This window comes from Pseudomonas sp. GNP013 (assembly GCF_054343995.1).
This window is the reverse complement of record NZ_JBTGUT010000001.1, coordinates 499,042-518,654: the sequence shown is the minus strand read 5'-3', so window position 1 is coordinate 518,654 and position 19,613 is coordinate 499,042. Positions and strand designations below refer to the sequence as shown.

Sequence of the window (19,613 nt, the reverse complement as noted above, 5' to 3'; positions counted from 1 at the left end):
CCACATGATGACGTGTGAATACCTTCAAGTGTGGGAGGGGCTTGCTCCCGATAGCGTCAGCCCAGTCACCGGAAACCCAGCCATGCACTTTGACCTGATCGACCTGCGCCTCTACCTGCATACCCTCGACACCGGCAACATCACCGCCGGCGCCGCCCGTAGCCATCTGTCCCTGGCCGCCGCCAGCGCCCGTATCCGCGCCATGGAAGCTTCGCTGGGCATTGCCTTTCTTGAGCGCGGCCGCCGTGGCGTCGCGCCAACGCCCGCCGGCAAAGCCCTGGCCCGCCATGCACGGCTGCTGCTGCAACAGGCCGACCACCTGCAACAGGACCTGGCGGCATACGCCAACGGCGTCAAAGGCCAGGTGCGTCTGCTGTGCAACACCACCGCCCTCAGCGAATACCTGCCGGAACTGCTGGCGGCGTTTCTACGCGAACACCCCAACCTCGATATCGACCTGCAGGAGCTGCCGAGCCTGCGCATCACCCAGGCCCTGCGCCAGGGCACGGCGGACCTGGGCATCATCTCCGACGCGGTCGACACCCATGGCTTGCAGACCCTGCCCTTTCGCGATGACCCGCTGGTGCTGATCATGCCGCTGGATCATCCCTTGGCAGCCGCTCCGGTCAGCTTTATCGACAGCCTGCAACACGACTACGTCGGCCTGGCCGCCCATAGTGCGCTGGCGGTGTACCTGGAGGAACAGGCCCTGCACGCAGGGTTTCGCCTGCAAACCCGCATCCGCGCCGATGGCTTCGAGGGGTTGATGCGCATGGTGGCCGGTGGAGCAGGCATCGGGATCGTGCCGCAGGCGGCGCTGGCGCGCGGGCCGGTGCCGAGTGCCTTCAAGGCTCAAGCACTGGCGGAAGAGTGGGCCCGTCGTCGGTTGCTGCTGTGCGCGCGCTCGTTCGAGCAGTTGCCGGGGTATGCCAAGGCGCTGTGGGAAGCCTTGAGCAAGCCGCTCCCACATTTTGATCTTCATTCAACTTAAGGTTCTGTAATATCTGCCCCCTCAGCGTCCGGGGATGGGTTCTGCGTGCAACCGATCCTGCGGAACAACAAGTAGAAGGTAATGTTTAATGGCGGATGACACAGTAAACCCGGTAGGCCTCAAGCGTGGCCTGAAGAACCGGCATATTCAGTTGATCGCCCTGGGCGGTGCGATTGGTACCGGCCTGTTCCTCGGTTCCGCCGGGGTGCTCAAGTCGGCGGGGCCGTCGATGATCCTGGGTTACGCGATTGCCGGTTTCATCGCGTTCCTGATGATGCGCCAGCTTGGCGAGATGATCGTCGAGGAGCCGGTGGCCGGCTCGTTCAGCCACTTTGCCCATAAATACTGGGGCGGTTACGCGGGTTTTCTGTCGGGCTGGAACTACTGGGTGCTCTACGTGCTGGTGGGCATGGCCGAACTGACGGCGGTGGGCAAGTACATCCAGTTCTGGTGGCCCGAGATTCCGACCTGGGTCAGCGCGCTGGTGTTCTTCGCCGCCGTGAACCTGATCAACACCCTGAACGTGAAGATCTTCGGTGAGGCCGAGTTCTGGTTCGCGATCATCAAGGTGGTGGCGATCGTCGGCATGATCATGCTCGGCGGCTACCTGCTGTTCAGCGGCGGCGGTGGCCCGCAGGCGTCGGTCAGCAACCTGTGGAGTCACGGCGGGTTCTTCCCCAATGGCGGCATGGGGCTGTTGATGGCCATGGCGTTCATCCTGTTCTCGTTCGGTGGCCTGGAGCTGGTAGGCATCACCGCCGCCGAAGCCAGCGAGCCACGCAAGGTGATCCCCAAGGCGATCAACCAGGTGGTCTACCGCATCCTGATTTTCTACGTCGGCGCGCTGACCGTGCTGCTGTCGCTGTACCCGTGGGACCAATTGCTGCAAACCCTCGGCGCCTCGGGCGATGCCTACAGCGGCAGCCCGTTTGTGCAGATCTTCTCGCTGATCGGCAACGACACCGCTGCGCACATCCTTAATTTCGTGGTGCTGACCGCGGCGCTGTCGGTGTACAACAGCGGCGTGTACTGCAACAGCCGCATGCTGTTCGGCCTGGCCGAGCAGGGCGATGCGCCCAAGGCGCTGATGAAGCTCAACAAGCAGGGCGTGCCACTGCGGGCGCTGGCGGTTTCAGCGCTGGTGACGCTGCTCTGCGTGGTGGTCAACTACGTGGCCCCCAAAAGTGCGCTGGAGCTGCTGTTTGCACTGGCGGTTGCCTCGCTGATGATCAACTGGGCGCTGATCAGCATCACCCACATCAAGTTCCGCAAGGCCATGGGCGAGCAAGGCGTGACGCCGTCGTTCAAGACTTTCTGGTTCCCGTTCAGCAACTACCTGTGCCTGGCGTTCATGGTGATGATCATCAGCGTGATGCTGGCGATTCCGGGAATTCGCGAGTCGGTGTACGCGATGCCGGTGTGGGTGGGGATCATCTACCTGGCCTACCGGGTGCGGATAAGAAACGCAAACGCTGCGCCAGCACACTGATTGGATGTGGGAAGGGACATCCCTTCCCACACCTCATGCGCTTACAGACATCCTGATGTCGAGTTCAGACCACTGACGCAACGCCCGAGGCCTTAGGGTGCATCCTTCCCTTCCCTGCCTCGGAGTCATCATGTCCAAGCCCATCACCGTACTGCGCGACACCCATCCCCTGCCGGTCCTGGACGCGTGCAAATGGGAGAAGCTCGAAGGCGACCCCCACACCGTCAACCTCAACGCCTACACCAGCGAAGACGGCAGCAAGATCATGGGCACCTGGATCTGCACGCCGGGCAAGTGGTACGTGGAGTACGTGAAGTGGGAATACTGCCACTTCCAGGAAGGCTACTGCGTGATCACCCCTGAGGGCATGGAGCCGATTCACTTGCGCGCCGGGGATATCTTTGTGGTGGAGCCCGGCATGAAGGGCACGTGGGAAGTGGTGGAGACGGTGCGCAAGTATTTTGTGTTTGCCTGATACGCGTAGTGCGTTGTGGCGAGCGGGCTTGCCCCGCGTTGGGGTGCGAAGCGTCCCCAATCAAGCAAAACGCGGTGTACCTGATACGGCTCAGCGTCTGGTTTTGGGTCTGCTGCGCGGCCCAACGCAGGACAAGCCTGCTCGCCACAGGGAATCTGCGCTTAACTGAACGGCATTAGCGCTTGCCCCGCGTTGGGCCGCGTAGCAGCCCTGAAATCCCTCACCGCGATCTTTGCGGAAAATCGCGGTGCCTGGATTGGGGCTGCTGCGCAGCCCAACGCGGGGCAAGCCCGCTCGCCACAAAGGCGCAAAAGTCCTGCTATTTGGGCTTGCGATAGCTGTTGATGATCGCCGAAAAGTCCTTGCCCCCTTCCCCGCGCTGGCTCATCGATTGATACAACTGCTGGGCCACCGCGCCGAGGATCACGGGCTGCTTGGCCTGGCGCGCCGCTTCGGTGGCCAGGCCCAGGTCCTTGAGCATCAGGTCGGCGCCGAAGCCGCCGGTGTAACCGCGTGATGACGGCGCGGTTTCGATCACGCCCGGCCATGGGTTGTAGGTGTCCGAACTCCAGCAACGCCCGGTGGAGCTGTTGATGATGCCCGCCAGCACCTGGGTGTCGATGCCCAATGCGTCGCCCAGCGCCATGGCTTCGCTGACGCCGACCATGCTGATGCCCAGCAGCAGGTTGTTGCAGATCTTGGCGATTTGCCCGGTGCCCACCTCACCGCAATGCACAATGTTGCGGCCCATCTGCGCCAGCACCGGCTGGAGGGTGGCGAACAATTGCGGCGTCGCGCCCACCATAAAGGTCAGCGTCCCGGCCTGCGCCCCGCCGGTGCCGCCGGACACCGGCGCATCAGCCATCACCACGCCGTGCTCGGCGGCAACGGCCGCCACGTCGCGTGCGGTCTGCGGGTCGATGGTGCTGCAATCCACCGCTGGCACGCCGTGGCCGATACCGGCGAGTACGCCGTCTTCATTGAGCCACACGCTGCGCACATGGGCGGCGGCCGGCAGCATGCTGATCACCAGTTCGGCGCCCTGGGCAGCGTCACGCGGTGAGCCGCTGATCGTGCCGCCCAGTTCGGCGAGTTCCTTGAGCACGGTCTGATTGAGGTCGAACAGGTTCAGCGCGTGGCCGGCCTTGATCAGGTTGCGGGCCATGGGTGCGCCCATGTTGCCCAGGCCGATAAATGCAATTTTCATGATCGTCTCCCCCACTCAGCGCAGGTTGATAGTGGTGTTGACGCCATCGTTGACCGTGTCGTCGTCGAACCAGCGGCTGGTGACGGTTTTGGTCTGGGTATAGAACTGCACCACTTGCTTGCCGTAGGGGCCGAGGTCGCCAAGCTTAGAGCCGCGCGAGCCGGTAAAGCTGAAGAACGGCACCGGCACCGGGATCGGAATGTTGATGCCGACCTGACCCACGTCGATTTCGCTCTGGAACTTGCGCGCCGCCGCGCCGCTCTGGGTGAACAGGCCGGTGCCGTTACCGAACGGGTTGGCGTTGACCAGCGCGATGGCCTCATCCAGCGTGGCGACTTCCAGCACGACCAGCACCGGGCCGAAGATTTCCTCGGTGTAAATCTGCATGTCCGTGGTCACGCCCGAGAACAGGGTGGGCCCGACAAAGTTGCCTTGCTCGAAGCCCGGCACCTTGATATCGCGGCCGTCCAGCTCCAGCGTGGCGCCTTCTTTCACGCCGCTTTCGATCAACGCCAGGATGCGCGCCTTGGCACGCCTGGAGATCACCGGGCCGACATCCGTGCCCGCTTCGCTGCCAGCATTCACCTTGAGTTTCTGCGCCAGCGCCTTGAGGTCCGGTAGCCATTGCTTGGCCGCGCCCACCAACACCACCACCGAAGTGGCCATGCAGCGCTGACCCGCCGCGCCGAAACCGGCGCCCACCAACGCATTGAGCGTGTGTTCGCGGTTGGCATCCGGCAGCACCACCGCATGGTTCTTCGCGCCCATCATCGACTGCACGCGCTTGCCATGTTTGCCGGCCAGGTCATAAACGTGGGTGCCGACGGCGGTCGAGCCGACGAAGGACACGGCCTTGATGTGTTGATGGGTGCACAGCGCATCCACCACGTCCTTGCCGCCATGCACCACATTGAGCACGCCGGCCGGCACGCCGGCTTGCAGCGCCAGCTCCACCAGCAGCATGGTGGACAGCGGGTCCTGCTCGGACGGTTTGAGCACAAAAGTGTTGCCGCAGGCGATGGCCATCGGGAACATCCACAGCGGAATCATTGCGGGGAAGTTGAACGGCGTGATGCCGGCGCACACGCCGATGGGCTGGCGCAGGGTGTAGGTGTCGACACCGCCGGCAACGTTTTCGGCGAACTCGCCCATTTGCAGGGTACCGATGGAGCAGGCGTGCTCGACCACTTCCAGCCCGCGAAAAATATCGCCCTCGGCGTCAGCGATGGTCTTGCCCTGCTCGGCGCTGAGGACTGCGGCGATGCGTTTGGAATGTTCGCGGATCAACGCTTGCAGCTTGAGCATGATGCGCATGCGCGCGCCAATCGGGGTCAGTTTCCAGGGCTGGAAGGCGCGATGGGCGGCGTCGATGGCGGCGTTGATTTCGTCAGCGGTGGCAAACGGGACTTTGGCCAGCACCTCCTGGGTCGCCGGGTTGACGATGTCCTGCCATTGGGTGGTGCCGGATTCGACCCACTCACCGTCGATCAGCAGCTTGACCCGTTGCACGGAAATGTCGGTGGATGCGTTCATGTGGTCTCCAAATCTTATAGTTATGCAGAGACAAGGCGCGTGAACCGCCTTGGGAAGTGAGGCGTTCGGACTGTTTTTGGAGTATAGATGTGCAAATCTCTAATAAGAACGCACATAAAAGCCGGTCCAATATGCAAAAAAACATCACCTCACTGGGCTCCCTGAACTGGGACGACCTGAAGTTTTTTCTCGAAGTGGCGCGTACCCGCAAGGCCAGCGTTGCGGCCAAGCGCCTGGCAGTGGACTACACCACGGTGTCGCGGCGCATCACTTCGCTGGAAGTGTCCCTCGGCACGCTGCTGTTCGAAAAATCCCGCACCAACGGCTTCGTGCTCACCGCCGAGGGCCAGCGTTTGCTCGGTTACGCCGAGTCCATCGAAAGCACGTTGCACATGGCCTGCGAGCAGGTGTCCGGCTCCGGCGTGGCGTTGTCCGGCCATGTGCGCATGGGCTGCACCGAGGGCTTTGGCAGTTTTTTCATCACGCCGCAGTTGAGCCATTTCGTCGACACCTATCCCGCCATCTCGGTGGACATCCTGCCCCTGCCCCACTTCATCAGCCTGTCCAAGCGCGAAGCCGACATCGTCATCGCCCTGGAACGCCCGGAACACGGGCCGTATGTGTGCTGCAAACTGTGCGATTACCAATTGCAGCTGTACGCGACCCAGGACTACCTCGACCGGCACCCACCGATCCAGCGTCCGGCAGATCTGGCCGAGCATCCGTTTATCAGCTACGTGGATGACCTGGCGTTCAGTTCAGAGTTGCTGTACCTCGCCAACGTGGTGCCAGGTGCCAGCGCCAGCTTGCGCAGCACCAGCGTAATCGCGCAGTACGTGGCCGCGCAGCAAGGGCGGTCGCTGGCGATATTGCCATGCTTTCTCGCGGCGCAGGACCCACGCTTGCTGCCAGTGCTGGGGGAGCAGATTGCGATTACGCGGCAGTTCTGGATGTACTGCCGGGAGGATTTGCGCAAGCTCAAACGGATCACCCTGCTGTGGGATTACATCCGTGAGGTGACGGAGCAGAACCAGCGGTTGTTGATGGGGGAAACGCGGGAGATGCGATTTGCCGATTAAATGTGGGAGTGGGATTGCTCCCGATGGCTGTGAGTCAGTGACCTATCAGTGCCTGACACTTTGCTATCGGGAGCAAGCCCCCTCCCACACTTTGATTGCATTACAGATTGAGAATGGAAGGTCCGTTCAGTCAGCCTCTACTGTGTCCAGGCCCAGCTCCAGCATCAACCCGCTCAAGCGCTTGACCTTGCGCCGCACAGCTTCTTCGAACACGCCGCCACGCGGTTCGATCAGGCTGAACCAGCGTTTGGCGCGGGTGATGCCGGTGTAGATCAGCTCTTTGGTGAGCACCGGGTTGAGCGCATCCGGCAGGATCAGCGCAGTGTGGGTGAACTCGGAGCCCTGGGACTTGTGCACGGTCATGGCGTACACGGTTTCCACATCATTCAAGCGGCTGGGCAGCACAAAGCGCACGCCGCCCTGGCCGTCGTTGCGCGGAAAGGCCACGCGCAATACCTGCGGGCCGCCGTCACTTTCCGGCAGTTTCAGGGCGATGCCAATGTCGCCGTTCATCAGCCCAAGGCCGTAGTCATTGCGCGTCATCAAGACCGGGCGCCCTTCGTACCATTGCTCGTCGCCTTCGATCAGCTTCACTTTGCGCAAGGCGGCGGTGATACGCAGGTTGAGGCCTTCCACGCCCCAGGGGCCCTTGCGCACGGCGCAGAGCAACTGGAACGCGTCGAAGGCTTGCAACAGTTGTTGCGCCCAGTGGGTCCAGGCGGGGTCTTCGCGTGGGGTATAGAGCGGCGGGCGCGCGGACTGCAGCAGGTTCAGGTAGTAGCGATAACCCTGGGCGCCATCGCCCTGCCCGTCCAGCACCAGCCGTTCCAGGGCGTGGTCGTGCTCGCCCTTGAGGCTGACGCAGAACAGGTCGCTGTGGCTGCGCGCGGCCAACAGTGCACGTGCCTGTTCGGCGTTTTGCTGGTTGACCCAGCGCGCCAGCTGGCCGATGCCGCTGCCTTCGCCAAAACGCCGCGAGTAACGCAGCATCACCACTTGTTGCGCCAGCGGATGGCTGGCGTCGAGGTCTTCCTGCAAGCCGCTGGCACTGAGGTCTTCGCCGCTGACCGCTTGCAGCCATTGCCGCGTCTGTGGGCTGTACCAGCCGGCCTCGGCGTCGCGGCACAGGTCGCCGAGCACGGCACCGGCCTCCACCGAGGCGAGCTGGTCCTTGTCACCCAGCAGCACCAGCCGCGCGTGAGACGGCAAGGCGTCGAGCAGGTTGGCCATCATTTCCAGGTCGATCATCGAGGCTTCGTCCACCACCAGCACATCCAGCGGCAGCGGGTTGCCCAGGTGATGACGAAAGTGCCGGGTGCCTGGGCGGCTGCCGAGCAAGCGGTGAACGGTGGTGACCTGGGTCGGGATCTTGTCCTTCACGCCCTGCGGCACATTGAGCGACAACACTTGCTGGCTGATGGACTCGGTCAGGCGCGCGGCGGCCTTGCCGGTGGGCGCGGCCAGACGAATGCGCAACGGGCTGCCGGCCTCCACGGCGGGCGCCTGCAACAGCGCGAGCAGGCGTACCACGGTGGTGGTCTTGCCGGTGCCGGGGCCGCCGGTGACGATGCTGAACGCACCGCGGGTGGCCAGGGCGCAGGCGAGTTTCTGCCAGTCGATCACGCCATCCGGCGGGGCGTGTTCGAACAGGCCGTTCAAGCGTTGGGGCAAGTCGGTCGAGACGGTTTCTTCGGTGGCCAGGCGCAGGCGCAACGCCGTGTCGATGCGCCGCTCATAGGCCCAGTAACGGCGCAGGTACAGGCGTTTGCCGGCCAGCACCAACGGCCGGCTGTGGGCGGACTCGCTGTCATCGACGGCCAACGCGACCAACGGGCTGGCCGCCAGGGCCTGGCACCAATGGGCGCCGTCAAGGCCGTCGAGCAGTTGCGACGGCAGCAGCATGGCGCCGGTCTGCAGGTCGCCTTCGGGGGGCAACGACAGGGCGAAATCCGCTGCCTTGAGGGTTTCGAACAGGTCCAGGCACACATGGCCGTGGCCAAGTTGGTGACTGGTCAAGGCCGCCGCCAGCAACACCAGGGGGTCGGCGTGCGGATCAAGCTCATGCAGGAAGCCGACGAAGGCTTTGTCCAGCGCACGCAGCCAGCCACGTTCGACCCAACGTTCGAGCAGTTGCAGCAGGTCGGCGGCGCGGTTCAAGGGCGCCAGTGCCTCCAGCGGTAGCGGCGACAGGCTCATAACAGCACTCCTTGTTCCCACGCGGGCTCAGCCTTGGGCGGTATCGATTTACCCTGGAACAGCAGGTCAAGCCCCTCGATCAGCGCGCGCGGTGGCCGGGTGAAATACGCGCCCTGGCTGGCGGCCTGGGTGCCCCGCAGGAACAGGTAAAGCGCACCGCCGACATGCCGGTCGTAGTCGTAATCGGGCAAACGGGCCTTGAGCTGGCGATGCAGGGCCAGCAGGTAGAGGACGTATTGCAGGTCGTACCGATGCTCGAGGATCGACTGTTCCATGGCCTCGACGGTGTAGGCCGAATCATCGGGACCGAGCCAGTTGGATTTGTAGTCGGCCACGTAGTAGCGGCCCTCGTGTTCGAACGTGAGGTCGATAAAGCCTTTGAACATGCCATTGAGCAATACCGGTTCGGCAGCCACGCGCGACACGCCTTGGTGGGTGTGCTGACACACCAGCCTGTCGAGGGCGAGCACATCGACCTTGTGACTGGCGAACCAGAATTCCATCTCGATCTGATAGTGCTGCAGACCGCTGAGCGTGACCTGATCGTCATGCAGGGGCAGCGGCGTTTCCAACAGATGGCCCAGCCAACTGCTGAGGGTGACGATCCAGCCTTCCCAGTTGCGGCGATTGCAGCGCGCGCCGACGGCTTTTTCGAGCGCCTGTGGGGTCACGTCGAAACCTTCCTCACCGGCCCACTCGAGCAACCCGTGAAGGAAGGTCCCGGGGTTAGGGCCACGTGGGAAACGGTGAATATCGCCGCCGGACGCTGCCACTTCGCGCGGGGCATCGGGGTCGAGGCGTTCGTCATCGAACAGCTTCTGGGCCTGGGGGCTTTCCGGCGCTTCGAGGGGGGCGGCGCTCATGCTGTCGCCAATGCGCAGGGCACTGTAGGACGCGATCCACCAGTTTTCCGCCGCCTTGCGCGTGGGCAGCAACGGCGCCCGCAAGGTGGCCTGGTTGCGCGGCGGGTGGAAGACATTGTCCTGCGGGTCGGGCACCTCAGTGTAGTGCACCGCCGGGCAGCCTTGCGCCAGGTCCAGCAACCAGCGCGCCAGCCTGGCAGACTCGCCCAGCGCGGCGCCGGCACCGAGCAGATAGCCGAGCGCCGACAGGTGCAGCACCGAGCTGCTGGTGTTGCCGCGCTTGAGGTCGGCGATGCCGAGCCAACACGCATGTTTGGCGCGCGTGAGGGCCACGTAGAGCAGGCGCAGGTCTTCGGCAAGACGCTCGTCGTCGGCTTGGGCGATCAGCTCGGCGGTGGGGCGCAGGCTGACCTGGGACTTACCCTGTTGATCGTGGTAATGCAGCGGCAAGCGGCTGCCATCCACCGGTTTGGCCGAGCAGATGAACGGCAGGAAAACGAGGTTATATTCCAGGCCCTTGGACTTGTGAATGGTCACCACCTTGACCAGTTGCTCGTCGCTCTCCAGGCGCAGGATCTGCTCTTCACCGGCCTGACCGGACAGCGCCAGGTGTTCGGCCAGGTGACGGATCAGCGCCTGCTCGCCATCGAGTTCCGAGGCCGCCTGTTGCAATAACTCGCTCAGGTGCAGCAGGTTGGTCAGCACCCGTTCGCCATCGCTGCGGGCGATCAGGGTTTGCGGCAGTTTGAAATCATGCAGTAAGCGACGCAGCATCGGCAGCACGCCCTGGTTGCGCCAGATCGCGCGGTAGCCACGAAACTGCATCACGCGGGTTTCCCACGCCAGTTCGTCCTGGTTCAGGCGCTCCAGTTCCGCCAGCGACAGGTTCAAGGTGACGCAGGCCAGCGCGGCGCGCAGTGGGCGCTCGACGTCGGGCTCGGCGCAGGCTTTGAGCCAGGCCAGCAGGTCGTGGGCTTCCTGGGCGGCGAACACTGAATCCTTATCGGACAGGTACACACTGCGCACGCCACGGGCTGCCAACTCGGCACGCACAGCCTGGGCTTCCTTGCCATCGCGCACCAGGATGGCGATGTCTGACGGCAGCACGCCATTGAAGCGGTCATCCTGCTGCCGCAAACCTGCCGTGCCTTGTTGCCCACCGTTGAGCAGCTCGACAATCTGCGTCGCGCAGACAGCAGCCAGATGCTTGCGATAGATGACGTTGGAAATCGGCTGATCGGTGGGCAGGTGCCAGAGGTTCAGCGCCGGCAGCGTCTGACCATTGACCTGCAACTGTTCCTTGCGGCCCTGGGCCAGCACCGCGTGGAACGGTACCGGGTTATCGCCATTGGGCTCACGAAACAGAAACGCGCCACGGCCTGTTTCCGCACGCTGGAACACATGGTTTACCGCCTCGACCATGGCATGGCTGGAACGGAAGTTGGTGCCCAGCGTGTGATGGCGGCCGAGGGTGGATTTGCGCGCGCGCAGGTAGGTGTAGATGTCGGCGCCCCGGAACGCGTAGATTGCCTGCTTGGGGTCGCCGATCAGGAACAGGCCGCTGTCGAGGTGGTTTTCTTCGATACGGTAAATGCTGTCGAAGATGCTGTACTGCACCGGGTCGGTGTCCTGGAATTCGTCGATCAGGGCCACCGGGAACTGCTCGCGGATCACACTGGCCAGGCGCTCGCCGCCTTCGGCTTGCAGGGCGGCGTTGAGGCGGATCAGCATGTCGTCAAAGCCCATTTCGGCGCGGCGACGTTTTTCTTCTTCAAACCGTTTGCCGACCCACCCGGCGGCGTGTTGCAGCACGGCGGCGTCGGGCGTCGGCAAGGCATCAAGACGGGCTTTGAGATCGGCCATGGCCTCGATGCCGGGATGCTGCGGCGGGTCGCCCTTCCAGGCTTCGGCCATGCCGTCCGGGGTAAGCCGCGTGAAGCCGGTGCCGATGTCCAACTGCTCCAGGCTTTCGTCGGCAGCCCAGGCGCTGATTTTTTCGAACCACGGCTCGAAGTAACGGGCCTGCATCTTGCGGCCGTCAACCGCTTTGGCGGCGACGGCCTGCAGGCAGATCTCACGCAATTCCGTTGCCCATTGTTGCCAGGGCGCCTTGAGGTGGATCAGCGCTTCACGGCGCTCCTGCAGGCAGGCGTTGATCAGCTCGGCCGGCTCGCGGGTCTCGTCGGTCGGCCGCTCGCTGCCGAACAGCGCGCGCACCCGTGGCATGAGCGCGGCCGGCCCCCCCCAGTGGTTGCGCACCCAGTTGAGTGCGTCGTCGTGCAGGGGGTAGCAGAACAGCCGCCAGTAATCGCGCAGCACCTCGCCCAGCAGATCGCTGTGGTCGGTTTCCAGGGTCTGGGTGAACAGGCTGCCGCTGTCGAAGGCATGTTCGCGCAGCATGCGCTGGCACCAGCTGTGGATGGTCGAGACGGCTGCTTCGTCCATCCACTGCGCGGCGATGTCCAGGCGATTGGCGCAGGCAGGCCATAGCTCGGGCGGGTATTCGTCGCGCAGGTCGGCGATCAGCGCGTCCGGCTGTTCGATTTCAACGCGGAAAAAGCGTGCGGCTTCGGCCAGACGGATGCGGATGCGTTCGCGCAGTTCCTTGGTGGCGGCGTCGGTGAAGGTCACCACGAGAATTTGCGGCGGCAGCAACTCGTGACCAAAACCGGACGTTTCGCCACCGTGGCCGAGCACCAGGCGCAGGTACAGGGCCGAAATGGTGAAGGTCTTGCCGGTGCCGGCGCTGGCTTCGATCAGTTGGCTGCCTTTGAGCGGGAACGCCAGGGCCAGGGGTTTGCGGGTCATGCGCCGGCCTCCTCGCGGGTGAGTGATCGCCAGGACGCATTGATCAGCGGGCGATACAGGGTTTCGGCCCAGCCTTCGAACTCTTCGCTGGCGGTGAGCGCGGCATAGTCGGGAAATTGCCGGGTGAGTGCCGGGCTTTCACGGCGCTCGCCATCAGTGGTAATGCCATCGCCTTCGTAGGCTTTGCTGGCGGCCGCCTGCGCCTTGACGGGGTCGGTTTGGCCCAGCCAGGCAAACGCGGTTTTGACGGCGACTGGCAGCGGCTTGCTCATGCCGGTGTGCCAGGCCAGCAGCAGGTCGTTGAGCAGGGCTTGGGCCGCGGCCTTTTCCAGTGGGGCCAGCAGCAAGGTGTCGTCGCTGGCGACCAGGCCGGTGCTCAATGGCAGTCCGCAGGCGCAGGCCACTACATGGTTGACCCAGGGCCGAATCAGGCGATGCCACTTGCGTGTCTTGATCGAGCCGATGCTGTTGGGGATGGTGGTGACGCTCAGTAACCCGCCATCACTGCGTCGATGCAGGCCGCTGACCCAGCCGTCCAGTTGAATGCCCTGGTAGTCGAAGCTGATCGGTTCTGCGCCGGTGTGGGGCATGGGCCAAAGCGCAAGCAATTGTTGATAGCGCTGCAGCAAGTCGGGCAACGGCTCGATCAACTCGTTGCGCAGGCATTCGCCGAAACCGACCATGGGCAGCAGGCCGCTGCCTTGCAGGCGCAGGGCCTGGGCGCTGAGGGCCTGGTCGAGCTGATCGGGTCGGGTCAGGGCGGCGTTGAGCAAACTGTCGCTCAGGCTGTAGCGTTGCAGGGCGTCGAGGACGAAAGGTTCTTCGTCCGCCAGCGGTACTTCGGCGGCTTCGAAGAACACCTTCAGACGCTGGCTGAAGAAATGTTTGACCGGGTTGCGCAAAAAATCCTGCAATTGGCCGAGGCTCAGGGGTTCTTCCTGCTGATGCGGTGCGAGTGCGTCTGCGATGGGTGGGGCGTCGGTCGCCTGGTGCAGCATCTGCCATTCGCGGGCGTAACTGAACAGCGCGTCGCCTTCGTGGAAGTAGCGGGCGCTGAACGGTTGGAGCGGGTGTTCCTGGGTCATGGCCTCCAGCAATGGAGCGTCCTGGAGGTTGTGCCAGCCGCTGGCGATATGGTCGCGCAACTGGCCGATCAGCACCGAGGCCGGCCGGTCGCTGTTGTCGCGAATGCTGCGGCCCACCCAACTGATATAGAGCTGGTCGCGGGCCGAGAGCAGGGCTTCGAGCAGCAGGTAGCGGTCGTCTTCGCGGCGTGAACGGTCGCCGGGACGGTAGTCGCTGCCCATCAGGTCGAAATCCAGCGGCGGTTGCGCGCGCGGGTAGTCGCCGTCGTTCATGCCGAGCAGGCAGACCAGCTTGAAGGGGATGGCGCGCATGGGCATCAGGGTGCAGAAATTGACGGCCCCGGCGAGGAAACGCTGGGACAGGCGGCCCTGATCCAGACCGGCCAACCACGCTTCGCGCACCACGGTGAGGGGTAATTCGTCCTGCAGGCCGACGGACTCACAGGTTTCCAGCCAGGTTTCTCTCAACTGTTCGAGCTGGCCCAGCAGGTAGTCGTCATGTTCGCTGCTGGCCAGGAAGAACCGTTGCATCAGGCGCTGCAGGCGTTCGCCCCATACCCTCGGCGACGCGGCTTGCGACAGGGCTTGATGGGCGTCATTGAGCGCGTCGAGCAGGGCCACCAGCGGGCCGATCAGGGCAGCATCGAGGCCACCGATTTCGTCGTAGGGCTCGATGCCGTCGCAGGCCATACCGGTGCCGACCGCGTAGCCGAGCAACATGCGACGCAGGCCGAATCGCCAGCTGTTCTGCTCCAGCGCTGGCGGCAGGCCCAGGCCGGCGCGCTGTTCGGCGTTCAGGCCCCAGCGGATACCAGCACCTTCGATCCAGCGATGCAGGGTGGGCAGGTCTCGCTCCTTGATGGCGAAACGTTCGCGCAGGGCGGGCACGTCGAGCAGGTCGAGGATTTCACTGACGGGGAAGCGGCTGTCAGGCAGTTTGAGCAGGTGCTCGACGGCAATCAGCAACGGATCGCGGCCGCGCTGGCCCTGGTCGGTGAGCGTGAACGGAATGAAGCGTGGATCGCTGCGTTCGAGTTGACCGAACACCGCGCGAATATGCGGCGCGTAGCTGTCGACGTCGGGGACCATGACGATGATGCCCCGAGGGCGCAGCGTGGGGTCGGCGCTGAAGCGCTGGAGCAGTTGGTCGTGGAGGATTTCGACTTCGCGTTGGGCGCTGTGGGCGATGTGGAAGCGGACTGAGGTATCGCGCTGCAGGTCGACGGCGGGCCACATTTCGCGGGTTTCACTCAAAGGGCGCAGTTCGAGAATGTCGTCCTGCAGCTGGTTGAGCAGCGTGGTGGGCTCGCTGTCGCTGAACAGGTCGATGCGACCGTCGCGGAACGCGGCGCGATAGCTGCTGGGGTCGTCGTAACTGTCCAGCAGGCTGATGTAGTCGCGCCCCTGCTTACCCCACGCGGCGAGCAGCGGGTGCGCGTGCTGGTGCAGGGTTTGCGGGTCGAGGGTGACGGGCATGCCGGCTTTGCGCGCCTGGCGTTTGTACTCGTTGCGCAGCAGGTCCTTGTCGGCAACGATGTCGGACCAATGATGGCGGCAAGGGTTGTGCACGCAGAGCAGCACCTGGCTGAACCGGGCCAGGCCGGCGAGGGCTTCGAGCGCCTGGGCGGGCAGTGATGAAATGCCGAAGACGATCACTCGCGAAGGCAGGCCCTTTGGCGCTTGCTCAAGGCTGTTGATGCGTTCGATGAAGCGCTGATGCACACCGGCGCGACTTTGGGCCATGCCCTGCTCTCCCACATCCAGCAGCAGTGCGCGCCACAATTCGGCTTGCCAGCAATTGGCGGGATTGAGGGGTTTGGACTCGCCTCGACCGTTGCGTAATTGATGGCGGCCGGCGGCCCAGTCTTCCAGCCAATCGGCGCGGTAGACCTGGTACTGGTCGAACAGGTCAGCCAGGCGTTCGGCGAGTTGGTAGCGTTTGCGCAGGTCGGTGTCGTCGGTCAAAAAACGCTGCAGCGGCTCGAAGTATGGCTGGTCGATCAGCTCCGGCAGCAGACGCATCAGGCGCCAGGTCAGGGGCGCCTTATCGAGCAGCGATTTGGGCGGGATTTCGTCGCGGCCCAAAACCATGCGATAGAGCTGCCACATGAAGCTGCCGGGCAGTTGAACGTCGATGGCGGCGGCAATACCGCAGCCGCCCATGTCGTCGTCCTGCGGATCTTCGGCCAGGGCCAGCTTGAGCCATTGGGCGATACCGTTGCTTTGCACCAGAGCGATTTCGTTTTCCAGGGGCGCCAAGGGGTAACGGCGCATCCAACTGACCACCAGGCTGCGCAGCTCGTCCAGGCGGTTGCCGTGAACCACCATGAACCCAGCGCTGAGGGACGTCGCATCCGGCATAACGGCTTCCTTGGGAAAAGCACAATCGAGGGGTGCGACTTTAGCACTGTGGGCCGTTATTGGCGGGCTTGAGATGGTTTAGGCCCCCGGGAGCCGCCACAAATGTGTCACTGCGCATACATGGGCGTGTAAAACCTGCTTGCTAGGGTCGGCGCCTTATCCCGATAGAGTGAAGGCGAAGGCTATGCGATCCAACACCCAAACGGCCCAGATAATGGCGTCTTCATTGCTACTTTCATTGCTTGCCGTATCGGTTCAGGCAGCGAGCCGTGCGGGGGACGACAGCATCAACGGTGTCGATCTGCTGTCCGGCTTCGGCACACTATGGACGACCGGCGCGACCTGGGATACCGGCACGCCGACCGCGCTGGGTCAGGGATTGCTCAGGCGCAACCTGCAAATCGTGCTCGACCGCGCCAACGCTCGTACCGTTGCGCAAGAAACCGCCGCCTACTTCGATGATCGCCGTGACCAGAGCTACAGCGCCATCAGCGGGCTCGGTTCGTTGAGCGCTGCCTACAAGGCAGGCGCTGGCGCTTTCACGACCATCACGCAATTCGACGACAGCAACAAAACCGTCAGGTACGACGATAAAGGCAACGGCGCCGGCAGCTCCTCTTCGGCGCTGGGCAAGGTGGTCGATCTGGTCGGAGCGTTGCGTAATGACGCGTCTACCACGCCTGCCAAATCCCACTATCTGTATCCCCGTCCCTGGCGGCAAAGCCTGGACGGTCAAAGCCTGGAGTTCGTGGTGCAGCCTTCGCTGCGGCCGGCCAAGAGCACGACGCCGGCCAGCGATTCGGGATTCCCCAGCGGCCATACCAACGCTGCGTACTTGTCTTCCTACGCACTGGCCTACGCGATTCCCGAACGTTTCAGCGAACTCATGCTGCGCGCGTCGGAAATCGGTGACAACCGTATTGAAGCGGGCATGCATTCGCCTTTTGACGTGATCGGTGGGCGCATTACCGCAACGTATTTCGCCATCGATAACTTGTCCAACCCGGCCAATGCTCAACTGCGCGCCGATGCGCGGGCACAGGCGCTGGCGTATTTCACTGCGCAATGCGGCGGCAATGTTAATAACTGCCTGGCGACCATCGACCCGGCCACTGACCGTACCTCTCAGCACGCTCAGGACAAGGCGCTGTATACGTCGCGCATGACTTACGGATTCGATCCTGTGGGGGCGACCAACCTGGCATCGGTAGTGCCGGTTAGCGCCGAAGTGCTGTTGGAAACGCGCTTTCCTTATCTGGACGCGAGCCAGCGCCGCGAGATTCTGGCGACGACTGAAATTGCCTCGGGCTATGCGGTGATCGATCAGTCAGGCGGCTATGGCCGATTGAACCTGTACGCGGCGGGCGATGGTTTCGCGGCGTTCAATTCCAACGTCACAGTGAACATGGACGCCAGCCTCGGTGGCTATAACGCCATTGACGCCTGGCGCAACGATATCAGCGGCAGTGGTGCGCTGATCAAGAACGGCAGCGGTAATCTGCTGCTGACCGGTAATAACACTTACTCGGGCGGCACGGTGATCAATGGCGGGGTTCTGACCGGTCACGCTCAGGCGTTCGGCAGCGGAGCGATCACCGATAACGCCACACTGGTGGTCGATCAGTCAACCAACGATACCCTCGGCAACACACTGGCGGGCAACGGTGCGCTGATCAAACGGGGGGTGGGGTCGTTGAACCTGACCGGCAATAGCAGTCTGTCGGGCGCGACGACTGTGCAAGCCGGGCGCCTGGCCGTAAACGGCAATCTGGGGAACTCGCTCGTCAGTGTGCAGCAAGGCGCAACGCTGGGTGGCAACGGCATTGTTGGCGGCATCAATGTCGCTCAGGGTGGCGTGGTGGCGCCGGGCAATTCGGTCGGGCAACTGAACGTCAAGGGTGACGTCAACCTTGCTCAGGGTGCGGTCTATCAGGTGGAGTCGGACGCTGCCGGCAATGCTGATCGCATCGTCGCCAGCGGTCGTGCAAACATCAATAACAGCACATTGTCGCTGGTTGAAGGCGGTCACTGGCTGGCCGCGAGCCGTTACTCGATCCTCTCGGCAGCCGGCGGCGTAAGCGGTGCGTTTGCGCCTGTGCAAACCAACTTCGCATTCCTCACCCCAACGTTGAACTACACAGCTACCGATGTGGGCCTGACGCTTGATCGTAACGCGCAGAGCTTCTCCACCCTGGCGACTACCCGCAATGCCAGGGCTGTCGCGCAAGGGCTGGACAGCGCGGGTGCTGGCAATGCGCTCTGGCGTCAGGTGGTACAGGATGACGCGCCGACGGCACAAGCCACGTTCAAGGCGTTGTCCAATGAGCTGCATGCTTCAACGCAGACTGCATTGATTGAAGACAGCCGACTGGTGCGTAATGCCATGAATGATCGCTTGCAACAATCGCAGTCGGCGCAGGCATTCGGCAGCACGGCGCAAACACTGGTCGGTGATGCTTCGCGTGGCGTGGTGTGGACTCAAGCCATTGGCGCGACCGGGAAAACCGACGGCAGCCGTGACGCCTCGGGACTCGACAGTCATACCAGCGGGCTGCTGTTCGGCGTTGATGTACCGCTCGATGATACGTGGCGCGTGGGCGCGCTGGCTGGCGTGAGCAGCAGCAGTTTCGACCTGCGTCATGCATCCGGCTCCACTGACAGCGATAACTATCACCTGGGCGCCTATGGAGGCGCCAAGTGGGGCCAACTGGGCCTGCGCCTGGGCGCGGTGCGCACCTGGCACGAGCTGACGGCCAAGCGCACGCTGGACTTGCCGGGCTCTTCCGAGCATTTCAAAGAAGATTACAAGGCAGCGACCAACCAGGTCTTCGGCGAACTGGGTTACTCCATCGAAATGGGTAACGCGCTGCTGGAACCCTTCGCCAACCTTGCCCATGTGCGACTGGACACTGACTCCTTCGATGAGAACAGCAACCTGATCACGCTGGAGAACAAGTCCCAGGACAATCACATCACCTTCAGTACCCTGGGCCTACGTGCAGCCACTCATTTGAATGCTGGCAGCGTCGCGGTCAAGCCTAACGCCATGCTGGGCTGGCGTCGCGCCTATGGCGACGTGACGCCAGAGAGCCGTGCCGCTTTCAGTGGTGGCGACACCTTCGAATTGGCCGGCGCACCGATTGCTCGCAGTGCAGCAATAATCGGCGTGGGCGTCGATCTGGGGTTGAGCGATACCTTGAGCGTGGGGTTGAGTTATGACGGTCAGGTGAGCAGCAATACATCTGATCAGTCGTTGAATGCTCGGCTGACATTGGCGTTTTAAGCGTAAAGCCTGACTTTCCAACCGCCCAAAACAAAACCCCATCTGCTTTCGCAAATGGGGTTTCGGAATTTAATCTTGACGATGACCTACTCTCACATGGGGAAACCCCACACTACCATCGGCGATGCATCGTTTCACTGCTGAGTTCGGGATGGGATCAGGTGGTTCCAATGCTCTATGGTCGTCAAGAAATTCGGGTACTGAGTCGCGGCCAGAGGGCCTCGCTTCAGCAAATTGGGTATG

At 63.2% G+C, this 19,613-nt stretch carries 10 protein-coding genes and 1 rRNA gene; 5 read left to right on the top strand and 6 right to left on the bottom strand.

Annotated features, from left to right (window positions below):
* Positions 1–82 precede the first annotated feature (82 nt).
* The 3 genes from ACXX81_RS02350 to ACXX81_RS02340 all read left to right on the top strand — a co-directional run bounded on the left by ACXX81_RS02350 (position 83) and on the right by ACXX81_RS02340 (position 2,955).
* The gene (locus tag ACXX81_RS02350; protein ID WP_209984779.1) at positions 83–991 is read left to right on the top strand and encodes a LysR family transcriptional regulator; all 909 of its coding nucleotides are present in this window, start codon (positions 83–85) and stop codon (positions 989–991) included.
* Between the two features lie 88 nt (positions 992–1,079).
* Positions 1,080–2,480, top strand: a complete 1,401-nt coding sequence (locus ACXX81_RS02345) for an amino acid permease (protein ID WP_458571146.1) — start codon at positions 1,080–1,082, stop codon at positions 2,478–2,480.
* Positions 2,481–2,610: 130 nt separating this feature from the next.
* Entirely contained in the window at positions 2,611–2,955 is a 345-nt protein-coding gene (locus ACXX81_RS02340) for a cupin domain-containing protein (RefSeq protein WP_003230905.1), read from the top strand.
* A 319-nt stretch (positions 2,956–3,274) separates the two neighbouring features.
* Here the strand turns inward: ACXX81_RS02340 and mmsB are convergent, their stop codons facing one another.
* Together mmsB and ACXX81_RS02330 are read right to left on the bottom strand one after the other, a co-directional pair.
* Positions 3,275–4,162 (bottom strand): 3-hydroxyisobutyrate dehydrogenase, encoded by an 888-nt coding sequence (gene mmsB, locus ACXX81_RS02335; protein ID WP_458571145.1) that lies wholly within the window; start codon positions 4,160–4,162, stop codon positions 3,275–3,277.
* A gap of 15 nt (positions 4,163–4,177) precedes the next feature.
* Complete coding sequence (locus tag ACXX81_RS02330; protein WP_458571144.1) at positions 4,178–5,695, bottom strand: CoA-acylating methylmalonate-semialdehyde dehydrogenase; 1,518 nt, start codon at positions 5,693–5,695, stop codon at positions 4,178–4,180.
* A 131-nt stretch (positions 5,696–5,826) separates the two neighbouring features.
* Here ACXX81_RS02330 and ACXX81_RS02325 point away from each other — a divergent pair, with 131 nt between their 5' ends.
* Positions 5,827–6,774 carry a LysR family transcriptional regulator gene (locus ACXX81_RS02325; RefSeq protein ID WP_209984807.1) on the top strand — a complete coding sequence of 316 codons (948 nt, stop codon included), beginning with the start codon at positions 5,827–5,829 and terminating at the stop codon, positions 6,772–6,774.
* A gap of 126 nt (positions 6,775–6,900) precedes the next feature.
* Here the strand turns inward: ACXX81_RS02325 and recD are convergent, their stop codons facing one another.
* The 3 genes from recD to recC are packed head-to-tail and all read right to left on the bottom strand — an operon-like array spanning position 6,901 to position 16,087.
* Entirely contained in the window at positions 6,901–8,970 is a 2,070-nt protein-coding gene (gene recD, locus ACXX81_RS02320; RefSeq protein ID WP_458571143.1) for an exodeoxyribonuclease V subunit alpha, read from the bottom strand.
* Positions 8,967–12,641, bottom strand: a complete 3,675-nt coding sequence (gene recB / locus ACXX81_RS02315; RefSeq protein ID WP_458571142.1) for an exodeoxyribonuclease V subunit beta — start codon at positions 12,639–12,641, stop codon at positions 8,967–8,969. The genes recD and recB overlap by 4 nt, the downstream gene beginning before the upstream one ends.
* Entirely contained in the window at positions 12,638–16,087 is a 3,450-nt protein-coding gene (gene recC, locus ACXX81_RS02310; protein WP_458571141.1) for an exodeoxyribonuclease V subunit gamma, read from the bottom strand. Before recC ends, recB begins: the two co-directional genes overlap by 4 nt.
* 214 nt (positions 16,088–16,301) lie before the next feature.
* Between recC and ACXX81_RS02305 the strand changes: the two genes are divergently transcribed.
* Entirely contained in the window at positions 16,302–19,370 is a 3,069-nt protein-coding gene (locus tag ACXX81_RS02305) for an autotransporter domain-containing protein (RefSeq protein WP_458571140.1), read from the top strand.
* Positions 19,371–19,443: 73 nt separating this feature from the next.
* Here ACXX81_RS02305 and rrf read toward each other — a convergent pair.
* Positions 19,444–19,559 (bottom strand): 5S ribosomal RNA (rrf, locus tag ACXX81_RS02300).
* Positions 19,560–19,613: the final 54 nt, after the last annotated feature.

What these genes read in the sequence shown, in the direction of transcription:
- ACXX81_RS02350 (WP_209984779.1), top strand. Translation starts at nt 83, where the DNA reads ATGCACTTTGACCTGATCGACCTGCGCCTCTACCTGCATACCCTCGAC.
- ACXX81_RS02345 (WP_458571146.1), top strand. Translation starts at nt 1,080, where the DNA reads ATGGCGGATGACACAGTAAACCCGGTAGGCCTCAAGCGTGGCCTGAAG.
- ACXX81_RS02340 (WP_003230905.1), top strand. Translation starts at nt 2,611, where the DNA reads ATGTCCAAGCCCATCACCGTACTGCGCGACACCCATCCCCTGCCGGTC.
- mmsB (WP_458571145.1), bottom strand. Translation starts at nt 4,162, where the DNA reads ATGAAAATTGCATTTATCGGCCTGGGCAACATGGGCGCACCCATGGCC.
- ACXX81_RS02330 (WP_458571144.1), bottom strand. Translation starts at nt 5,695, where the DNA reads ATGAACGCATCCACCGACATTTCCGTGCAACGGGTCAAGCTGCTGATC.
- ACXX81_RS02325 (WP_209984807.1), top strand. Translation starts at nt 5,827, where the DNA reads ATGCAAAAAAACATCACCTCACTGGGCTCCCTGAACTGGGACGACCTG.
- recD (WP_458571143.1), bottom strand. Translation starts at nt 8,970, where the DNA reads ATGAGCCTGTCGCCGCTACCGCTGGAGGCACTGGCGCCCTTGAACCGC.
- recB (WP_458571142.1), bottom strand. Translation starts at nt 12,641, where the DNA reads ATGACCCGCAAACCCCTGGCCCTGGCGTTCCCGCTCAAAGGCAGCCAA.
- recC (WP_458571141.1), bottom strand. Translation starts at nt 16,087, where the DNA reads ATGCCGGATGCGACGTCCCTCAGCGCTGGGTTCATGGTGGTTCACGGC.
- ACXX81_RS02305 (WP_458571140.1), top strand. Translation starts at nt 16,302, where the DNA reads ATGGCGTCTTCATTGCTACTTTCATTGCTTGCCGTATCGGTTCAGGCA.